This window comes from Caballeronia sp., assembly GCF_028292365.1.
Lineage (GTDB): Bacteria > Pseudomonadota > Gammaproteobacteria > Burkholderiales > Burkholderiaceae > Caballeronia.
Window position 1 is genome coordinate 1 of record NZ_JAQGMM010000625.1, and the last position, 9,311, is coordinate 9,311.

The window sequence follows — 9,311 nt, forward strand, 5'->3', positions numbered from 1 at the left end:
GGCTCCGAGATCCTGCGCGGCGCATTGCGTTCAGTGCCGGGTGGACAATACGAAGCGGCACTTGCATTGAACATGCCAGCTTCGACCAGGATGCGTCGCATTGTCTTGCCGCAGGCCATGATCAACGCGCTGCCGCCGGCCACGAATCTGATGATCGAATTGTTGAAAGGGACCTCGCTGGTTTCGCTGATCACCCTTTCCGACCTCACTTTCCGCGCGCGCCAGCTCGATGAGGCCACCTTTAAGACCGCTGAGATTTTTGCGCTGACGCTAGTGATCTATTTCGTCATGGCGCAAATCGTGGTCGCCATCATGCGTCATTTTGAACGCCGGGTCAGTCATGGCATCACTCAGAGGGCGGCGAAATGAATTCCTTCTTCGACGTCAAGTACGCGGTGCACATCCTCCCTGACCTGCTGCGCGCATCCATGTACACCATCGGCATTACGCTGGTGGGCTTCGCTATCGCCCTGGTACTCGGACTGATGCTCGCTATCTTGCGACGCAGCACCATTGCGCCGGTCGCACGGGTGACGGGCTTTTTCGTCGAGTTCATTCGCAGCACACCGTTGCTGATCCAGGTCTATGTGCTGTTCTATGTGGCGCCGCTCTACGGTCTCACGATGTCGGCGCTGACTGCGGGCACGATCGGTATTGCAGTCCACTATGCGTGTTACGTCTCGGAGGTTTATCGAGCGGGATTGAATGGCGTGGCGCGCGGGCAGTGGGAAGCGGCCTGTGCATTGTCGCTGTCGCCGTGGCGCACGTATAGCGGCGTCATTCTTCCGCAAGCGATCCGCCCAGTCATTCCAGCGCTTGGGAATTACCTGGTCGCCATGTTCAAGGACACGCCCGTGCTATCCGCCATCACGGTGGTCGAGTTGATGCAGCAGGCGAAAAACATCGGCTCGGAAACGTTTCGCTATCTCGAACCGATCACCATGACCGGCCTGTTCTTTTTATTGATCAGCGTGACGTTCGCCTCGGGCGTGCGTCACCTCGAACGTCGCGTGAGATTGCCATGATGCATGTTCTATTCGAACAACCGGCAGGGGCATGCTGATGGAACTCCAGGAGAAGCAGATGAAACGGGATCTCGACCCCGCACTCGGTGCAGACGCTGTCACGCCCAACGTCCAGCCGATGGTGCGCTTTGCCGGCGTCACGAAACGATACGGCTCGCTCACCGTGCTTGATGCGCTCGATCTGGAGGTCGCCCGCAACGAGAAGGTCGCGATCATTGGACCCAGCGGGTCGGGCAAATCCACCTTGCTGCGCGTGCTGATGACGCTCGATCCGCTAACCGATGGTCTGATCGAAGTGGAAGGCGAACCGCTTACGCACATGCGCCGTAATGGCGCGCTAGTGCCTGCCTCCGAGCGGCATGTCCGCGAAGTGCGCCGCAAGATTGGCATGGTGTTCCAGAGCTTTAACCTGTTCCCGCATATGACGGCGCTGCAGAATACGATTGAAGCGCCGCTAAGGGTGCTCGGCATGTCGAAGCGCGATGCAAACGAGCGAGGCCGCGAGCTGTTGTCCATGGTCGGGCTCGACGACAAGTGCAATCACTATCCGTCGCAGCTATCGGGCGGGCAGCAGCAGCGCGTGGCCATTGCGAGGGCGTTGGCGATGCGGCCGAAGGTGATGCTGTTCGACGAAGTGACCTCGGCACTCGATCCCGAGTTATGCGGTGAAGTGCTGAACGTGATTCGAAAGCTGGGCCACGAGCACGATCTCACGATGCTGATGGTGACTCACCAGATGGGATTCGCCAAAGAATTCGCGGACCGCGTGTGTTTCTTTTCGCAAGGAAAGATCATTGAGCAGGCGCCGCCGCAGCAGTTTTTCGGCGCACCGCAGCACGAGCGCACGCAACAGTTCCTGCGTGCTGTCCGGGAAGCGACCTGACGTGCGCCGGACCATCGTGATCGATGGGTCCGGGCATTGATCGGGGTTCGTTAAAGATCACCGAGGTTCACGCCGAGGCGGGAAAAAACCCGAGGTAATCGAACGCGGGTGCATCGGCTTTGACGTAATGAACACCCGTTGCTCCTATGGACACGAGCGTGTCCACGGTCTCGCGACGGTTCGATACCACCTTCCACTGCGGCACGTCGGCATCTGCGGCACGAGTGTCACCACTGTCACGAGCGCGTTTCAACGCGGCTATGGCAAGGTCGACAGGCGGCGAATAGACCACTAGGCCCTCGTTAGCCAGCGCTGCGGCGTCAATGTCCAGATGGGCGCATGCACGCGCTTTGGCCGGAGCGTCGCTGACATCGGCTGCACGTGACTTGGCAATCAACGCGAACGTCTCGGGATCGACCACGCGTTGCGCACTCATCAGAAGCGGCTTGTCCGAGGTCCACGCTTCCGGCGGACATTCTTTCTGCTCAGGCTTCAACTCAATGAAAGGATTGATCTCCGCAGGATAGATCCGGCAGACAGTCGGGCGTTCCTCATAGACACCGCAACTCATGTTCGCTTGCAAGTGCGGACACGCACCCTCGAACGACGCCGCCAGCACCACGACGACGCGCACGGGCAGCTCGCCGCTGGAAGCCGCGAACGACCGGCGTCGCTTATGCTGCGCCTGCAGGTTGTCGGCAGGCGGTTCATCCGGCCATGGCACGGCTTCGCAAAGAAACTGGACATCGCCGCCGCGCTCAAGCCATAAGAGCGCTTCGTCAATGCTCAAAGGCAGCTTGAGGTCATGGCAGCATTTGCCGCACATCGTGCATTCAAAATTGATATCCATCTAGTGACGCTTCTCCTCGAAAGGCATCTGTAATCGTCGTCAAGCGCTGTCGCAGTGCTGGCTAATGAAAGAGCGACCTGTATGCCAGTTCGGCGATTTCAGGCAACGGGTTACATGCCCACGCGTTTTTCTGCGCGAATGTTCTGCGCTTACTTTCTACGCTTACTTTCTACGCTTACTTTCAGCAACCATGCAATTGACGATTGTTTGCGTGCTTTTGTCGATTAATGCGGGTCTCGCGCGTCAAGCGAGACTCCGTCCGCGCAGATTCTATTCCCTTTAGCGGCGCAAGAAATACCAAGGCGGCCGAGGGAAGATCCCCGGCCGCCTCGCCCTAAGATCGGACCCCAGGCTTAAGCGTTCGCACTAGCGAAGGCTTAAGCCTGGTCTTAGCGTCAATTAGCGCTGTGCGATGCTCGCTTCCGACGCACTTGCCGCTGCGGATTCGCCCCACCCGCCGCCCAATGCCCGGATCAGATTGACGGTTGCCACTGCCTGCACACCCGACAATTGCACGGCAGCGCGTTGAGCCTGAAGCGCGGTGCGTTCTGCGTCGATCACGTCGAGGTAGTTCACGGCGCCTTCCGTGTACTGAGTCCTGGAAATCGTGGCGGCACGATTGGACGCGCTGACAGCTTGCGCTTCTGTGCGCGTCTGCTCCTCGAGGATGCGCAGATCCGACAGGTTGTTCTCGACTTCCTGGAACGCAACCAGCACCTGCTGTCTGTAGTTCGCCGCGTCTTCCTCGAACACGGCGCGAGCGTTCGCGAGGTTGCCCTTGCGCCGTCCTCCGTCGAATACAGGCACAGAAAGCGCGGTCCCGGCTAACGGCCCAAGCAGGAATGCACGACTCGACCATTTGAAAAGATCGCCCAGCGTGGCAGATTCGACCCCTGCTGCGCCTGTCAGCGACAGCGACGGAAAGTAGGCGGACTTGGCCACACCAATCCGCGCATTAGCCGCGGCCATTGCTCGTTCGGCTGCGGCTATGTCGGGCCGGCGTTCCAGCAGTGAAGATGGCAAGCCCGGCGGAATTCGGATCTGCACGGGCACTAGCGGGTTCGCCGCCATGGAGAACTGTGCCGGCGCCTTACCCAGGAGGACCGCAAGGCTATGCTCGGAGGACGCGCGCAGCCGTTGCGCGGTCATCGCGTCGGAACGCGCGGTGGCGAGTTCGGACTTCGCCCGGGCCACGTCCAGTTCGCTGGTGTCCCCTTCGTCAAAGCGATGCTGCGCCAGTTCAAGCGTTTGTTCGCGCAGCGTAACGGTCCGCGTATAAACCTCCAGCTCCGAGTCCAGCTCACGCAAGTTGAAATAATTCTGCGCCACGTCCGCTTGCAAAGCCAACTGCACTGAACGAAGCAACGCGTCGCTTTGCTCCGCATCCGCGCCGGCAGCCTTCACTGAATCGGATACCCGCCCGAACAGATCGACTTCATAAGACGCTGTGGCCTGTGCGCGCCATAACGTCTGCGAGGAAATGTTGACCCCATCAGGTTGAAGCTGCGACGCCGGAGACACTTTCTCCCGTGTTGGCCCGAATCCCGCGTCTATCGATGGAAACAAACCGGAGCGGGCCGTCTGTTGAATGGCGCGTGATTCCTTCACGCGCGCCATCGCCGCTTTCAGGTTCTGGTTCGCATCCAGCGCCTGTTGCTCGAGACCGTTCAGCGTGGCGTCATCGAAAATGATCCACCATTGACCGCGCGCAATCTGATCCGACGGTTGCGCGGTTTTCCACGTACCGGTCTCGGCTCGCGTAGACGGTTCAACCGGTGTTTCCTTGAATGCGGCCGGGGCATTCACATCGGGTTTTTCATATACCGGCGCCAGCGAGCATCCGGCCAGCGCCAGCAATAGTGCCGACAAGCCCCAAGCCCGCTTGCTTAGGTTAGCCCGCGGGTTCACGATCAGGTTAGCGTTTTTCATTTTCGTTATGCCTCGATCGATGCGTCAATACCGCGCATGTGCGGATGCAAGCCATGCTTGTCTATTACGTGCTCGTTGCCCGCGAGCTTACGCAACACCACGTAGAACACGGGCGTGAGCAACAAGCCGAATAGCGTTACGCCAAGCATGCCGAAGAACACGGCAATGCCCATGGCTTTGCGCATCTCCGACCCGGCGCCTGACGACACCACAAGCGGAACCACACCCATGATGAAAGCAATAGACGTCATCAGGATAGGACGCAAACGCAGGCGGCTTGCCTCAATCGCTGCTTCAATAATGGAGCGGCCCTGCATCTCCAGCTCGCGCGCAAACTCGACAATCAGGATCGCGTTCTTGGCAGACAGCCCGACCAGCACCATCAAGCCAATTTGCGTAAAGATATTGTTGTCGCCGTGAGTCAGCCAGACACCCAGGAGCGCAGAGAAAATACTCATGGGGACGATCAGGATCACCGCCAACGGCAAGGTCAGGCTTTCGTACAGAGCAGCCAATACCAGATACACCAGCAGCACGCTGATAGGGAATACGACGAACGCCGCGTTGCCTGCCAATTCCTGTTGGTACGTGAGATCGGTCCACTCAAACTTGAAGCCGCGTGGCAGTGTCTCGGCCGCAATACGCGCAACCGCCGCCTGTGCCTGACCGGACGAATAACCCGGTGCCGGACCACCGTTGATATCGGCAGCGGTATAACCGTTGTAGCGCACGACCATCTCGGGCCCGAACGTCGGGGTCACTTTGACCAGCGAGGACAAGGGCACCATTTCGCCGTTGGCATTGCGGGTCTTGAGCAAACCGATAGCGTCCGTGTTTGAACGGAACGGCGCGTCTGCCTGCACACGTACCTGGTACACCCGGCCGAACTTGTTGAAGTCGTTCACATAGAACGAGCCAAGGTAGACCTGCATCGTGCTGAACACATCTGTGATGGATACCCCCAGTTGTTTCGCCTTGACCCGGTCCAGATCAACGTTCAATTGCGGCACATTGATCTGATAGCTGGAGAACGAAGGCCCCAGTTCGGGCGTCTGCGACGCGCGTTTAATGAACGCCTGCGTCGCGTTGTTCAATGCCGAATAACCTAATGCCTGGCGATCTTCAATCTGCAGTTTGAAGCCGCCCAGGGTTCCCAGCCCCAGAACCGGCGGCGGTGGAAACACCGCGATAAACGCACCCTTGATCGTCGAAAATCGCTTGTTGAGTTCGGCCGCCACACCACCGGCGGTGACCGAGCTTGATTTGCGTTCATCGAATGGCGTCAGCCCAAAGAACACAACGGCCGCGCTCGACGAGTTGGTAAAACCGTTGATCGATAAACCTGGAAACTGCACCGCGGAGATTGCGCCTGGGACGTTCTTGCTGATCTCGCCCATCTGCCGAACGACGTCCTCCGTACGATCAAGGGAAGCGCCGTTTGGCAACTGAACAATGCCAATGAGATATTGCTTGTCCTGCGCCGGCACGAAACCGCCGGGGACAATTTTCTCCATCAGCACCGCGCCGCCCAGCAAAACCAGATAGACGCCCAGGATTGCTGCCTTGCGGTTGACGAAGGTCGCCACGCCTTTACTGTAGCTTTCAGAGCCGCGATGGAACACCTTGTTGAAGAGCCTGAAGAAGCCGCCGAAAACACGGTCCATGCCGCGCGTCAGCCAGTCCTTCGGTTGATCGTGGCCCTTCAGCAGCAGAGCCGCAAGTGCGGGCGACAAGGTCAACGAGTTGAATGCCGAGATCACCGTGGAGATGGCGATGGTCATCGCAAACTGCTTGTAGAACTGCCCTGTCAGGCCCGACATGAACGCGAGCGGCACAAACACGGCGACCAGGGTCAGCGCGATCGCGATGATTGGTCCGCTCACCTCCTGCATCGCCTGATAGGTCGCATCCCGCGCCGACAATCCGGACGAGATGTTTCGCTCGACGTTCTCCACCACCACGATCGCATCGTCAACCACAATACCGATCGCCAGCACCATGCCGAATAGCGACAGCGCATTGATGGAGAAGCCGAACGCAAGCAACAGCGAAAACGTTCCGATGATCGACACCGGCACCGCGAGCAACGGAATGATCGACGCACGCCACGTCTGCAAGAACACGATCACGACCAGCACGACCAGCGCGATCGCTTCGATCAGCGTATGAATGACCGCGTCAATGCTCGAGCGCACGAACTGCGTGGGGTCATAGACGATCGAGTACTGGATGCCCGGCGGCATGTCGACCTGCATCTCCTTCATTGCTTGCCGGACCTGATCCGATATCTGCAGTGAATTCGCGCCCGGTTGTTGAAAGATCGTCAGGGCAACCGCGGACTTGTTGTCGAGCAGCGAGCGCCGTGCATAATCGGATGCGGCCAGCTCGACGCGGGCTACGTCGCGCAAATGCGTGACGGCGCCGTCAGGCGAAGTCTTCAGCACGATGTCCTGGAACTGAGCTTCGGACTGCAAGCGTCCTTGCGTATTGATGTTCAATTGCAACGGCACGTTCGCCGTGGTCGGCGACGATCCAATCACACCGGCCGCCACCTGGATGTTCTGCTCGCGAATCGCATTGACGATGTCCGTGGCGGTCATGCCTCGCTCGGCAACCTTCTGCGGATCGAGCCACACGCGCATCGAATAATCGCCTGAACCCCACAGGTCGACCTGCCCCACACCCTGGATTCGCTCCAGCCTGTCCTTCACATTGATCAGCGCATAGTTGCGCAGATACGTGGAATCGTAGCGGCCATTGGGCGAGATCAGGTGAACGACCATGGTCAGCGTCGGCGACGACTTGATAGTCGTCACGCCGAGCCGTTGCACGTCGTCGGGAAGACGCGGCAGTGCCTGCGAGACACGGTTCTGCACAAGCTGCTGCGCCTTGTCCGGGTCCATGCCGAGCTTGAACGTGACGGTTAATGTCAGCTTGCCGTCGCTGTTCGCTTGCGACTGCATGTACAGCATGTTCTCGACGCCGTTGATCTGCTCTTCCAGCGGGGACGCGACCGTCTCCGCAATGACCTTCGGATTCGCGCCCGGATACTGCGCATTCACGATCACCGAAGGCGGCACGACTTCCGGATACTCGGAGATCGGCAGATTGAACATGGAGATCACCCCGGCCAGCAGAATGATCGTCGACAACACGCCCGCAAAAATAGGACGGTCGATAAAAAACTTGGATATGTTCATGACGGTTTGTTTGTCTGCATGAGAGGCTGCATGAGCGCTCGGGTGGCGCCAGATGGGATCACCTGAAGGCGCACGCGCTATGAAGCGTCCTTGACCGGTGCAGAGGCGCCAGACATGACGACCACGTTCGGCTTGATCACGTCGTTCGGACGCACCCGCTGCAAGCCGTTGATGACAATCCGCTCACCCGGCTGGAGTCCCTTGACGATCACGCGCAGGCCATCGTTCTGTGTGCCAAGCGTCACCTCCCGGTACTGCGCGCGATTGTCGCGATCCACGACCATCACGAATTTCTTGTCCTGATCAGTCCCAATCGCGGCATCGTCGATCAGCACAGCAGGATGAGGCGCGCCTCCCCCCACCTTGATGCGCGCATAAAGACCGGGCAACAACGCACCGTCGCCGTTATCGAACCGCGCGCGCACCCGGATCGTGCCCGAGCTGGTATCAAGGCGATTGTCCACCGAGTCGACCTTGCCTTCGCGCGAGTAGCCGTCTTCGTTCGCCAGTCCGAGGGATACCGGCACGCTCGCCCGCGAGTCGTGACTCAGGTATCGCAGATACGTTTGCTCATCGACATCGAACGATGCATAGATGGGCGAGACCGAAACGAGTGTGGTAAGCAACGGAGCACTCGATCCTGTAGAGACAATGTTGCCTACCGTCATCTCGGCACGCGACACGCGGCCCGATACCGGCGCGACAATGTTCGTGTAGCCCAGGTTGATCTTCGCTGTCTCAAGCGCCGCTTGCGCCGCCTTCAAATTCGCCTGCGCTTCACGCGCGGCGTTCTGCGCCTGATCGTAGTCGCGCTTGGCGATGGCGTTATCCACCAGCAAGCGGTCCGCACGCGCGGCGTCCGTCGTGGCATAACCATTGCGCGCCTGGGCCGCGGCTAGTTGCGCCGACGCACGATCCACTTCCGCCACGTAAGGGCGCGGATCAATAGTGAATAGCGGGTCGCCCTTCTTGACCAGCGCGCCGTCCTTGAAATGCACCGCGACAATAGTGCCCGGCACGAGCGGCCGGATCTCCACTTTATCGATCGCTTCCAGCCGTCCCGAGTAGCCTTGATAATCGGTCACTGACTTGGCGACAACCGCGGCCACATCGACTTCCGTCAGCGGCGCGGCATTCGACGCGGCAACCGCCGCGTTGACCGGCGAATCGCCGTGGCCATGAAACACCGTCAATGCGCCAACCCCGGCGAGGACGAGCGTTGCGCCAAGCGCAGCATATTTCCGATTGCGTGTAGTGGACATCTTTTGCTCCGATTAAATCGCTATGAATTTTTATAAATCACTGTGATCGTTTAGCGCCCATGTGCTTTCGAAAGCAGCCGTTTCTGGAAGAACGCCACGACATCGGCTAGCGCCGCCGGATGCGTCCCCAGTTCATGGTGAGAAGCATTGCAATGCCGCGTG

The 9,311-nt window shown here is 59.3% G+C and carries 7 protein-coding genes; 3 read left to right on the forward strand and 4 right to left on the reverse strand.

Features of this window, described 5'->3' with window-relative positions; all coding sequences use genetic code 11:
- The 3 genes from JWR14_RS36305 to ehuA all read left to right on the forward strand — a co-directional run.
- Nucleotides 1–369 (forward strand): ABC transporter permease subunit (locus tag JWR14_RS36305; protein ID WP_299719205.1); only part of this gene is annotated, 369 nt, incomplete at its 5' end.
- The gene (gene ehuD, locus JWR14_RS36310; RefSeq protein WP_299719208.1) at nucleotides 366–1,025 is read left to right on the forward strand and encodes an ectoine/hydroxyectoine ABC transporter permease subunit EhuD; all 660 of its coding nucleotides are present in this window, start codon (nucleotides 366–368) and stop codon (nucleotides 1,023–1,025) included. The genes JWR14_RS36305 and ehuD, both read left to right, overlap by 4 nt.
- A 58-nt stretch (nucleotides 1,026–1,083) precedes the next feature.
- The gene (gene ehuA / locus JWR14_RS36315) at nucleotides 1,084–1,908 is read left to right on the forward strand and encodes an ectoine/hydroxyectoine ABC transporter ATP-binding protein EhuA (protein ID WP_299719210.1); all 825 of its coding nucleotides are present in this window, start codon (nucleotides 1,084–1,086) and stop codon (nucleotides 1,906–1,908) included.
- A gap of 67 nt (nucleotides 1,909–1,975) precedes the next feature.
- Here ehuA and JWR14_RS36320 read toward each other — a convergent pair whose 3' ends face one another.
- The 4 genes from JWR14_RS36320 to JWR14_RS36335 all read right to left on the reverse strand — a co-directional run bounded on the left by JWR14_RS36320 (nucleotide 1,976) and on the right by JWR14_RS36335 (nucleotide 9,149).
- Nucleotides 1,976–2,758 carry a YkgJ family cysteine cluster protein gene (locus JWR14_RS36320; protein ID WP_299719213.1) on the reverse strand — a complete coding sequence of 261 codons (783 nt, stop codon included), beginning with the start codon at nucleotides 2,756–2,758 and terminating at the stop codon, nucleotides 1,976–1,978.
- Between the two features lie 399 nt (nucleotides 2,759–3,157).
- Nucleotides 3,158–4,687: an efflux transporter outer membrane subunit gene (locus JWR14_RS36325; RefSeq protein WP_299719215.1), complete on the reverse strand. Its 1,530-nt coding sequence runs from the start codon at nucleotides 4,685–4,687 to the stop codon at nucleotides 3,158–3,160.
- A 5-nt stretch (nucleotides 4,688–4,692) separates the two neighbouring features.
- On the reverse strand, nucleotides 4,693–7,887 hold the full coding sequence (locus JWR14_RS36330) for a multidrug efflux RND transporter permease subunit (protein ID WP_299719217.1): 3,195 nt from the start codon (nucleotides 7,885–7,887) through the stop codon (nucleotides 4,693–4,695).
- A gap of 77 nt (nucleotides 7,888–7,964) precedes the next feature.
- Nucleotides 7,965–9,149 (reverse strand): efflux RND transporter periplasmic adaptor subunit, encoded by a 1,185-nt coding sequence (locus JWR14_RS36335; RefSeq protein ID WP_299719219.1) that lies wholly within the window; start codon nucleotides 9,147–9,149, stop codon nucleotides 7,965–7,967.
- Nucleotides 9,150–9,311: the final 162 nt, after the last annotated feature.

Bases quoted from the DNA above. Each gene is read 5' to 3' on its own strand.
- ehuD (WP_299719208.1), top strand. From the start codon at position 366: ATGAATTCCTTCTTCGACGTCAAGTACGCGGTGCACATCCTCCCTGAC.
- ehuA (WP_299719210.1), top strand. From the start codon at position 1,084: ATGAAACGGGATCTCGACCCCGCACTCGGTGCAGACGCTGTCACGCCC.
- JWR14_RS36320 (WP_299719213.1), bottom strand. From the start codon at position 2,758: ATGGATATCAATTTTGAATGCACGATGTGCGGCAAATGCTGCCATGAC.
- JWR14_RS36325 (WP_299719215.1), bottom strand. From the start codon at position 4,687: ATGAAAAACGCTAACCTGATCGTGAACCCGCGGGCTAACCTAAGCAAG.
- JWR14_RS36330 (WP_299719217.1), bottom strand. From the start codon at position 7,887: ATGAACATATCCAAGTTTTTTATCGACCGTCCTATTTTTGCGGGCGTG.
- JWR14_RS36335 (WP_299719219.1), bottom strand. From the start codon at position 9,149: ATGTCCACTACACGCAATCGGAAATATGCTGCGCTTGGCGCAACGCTC.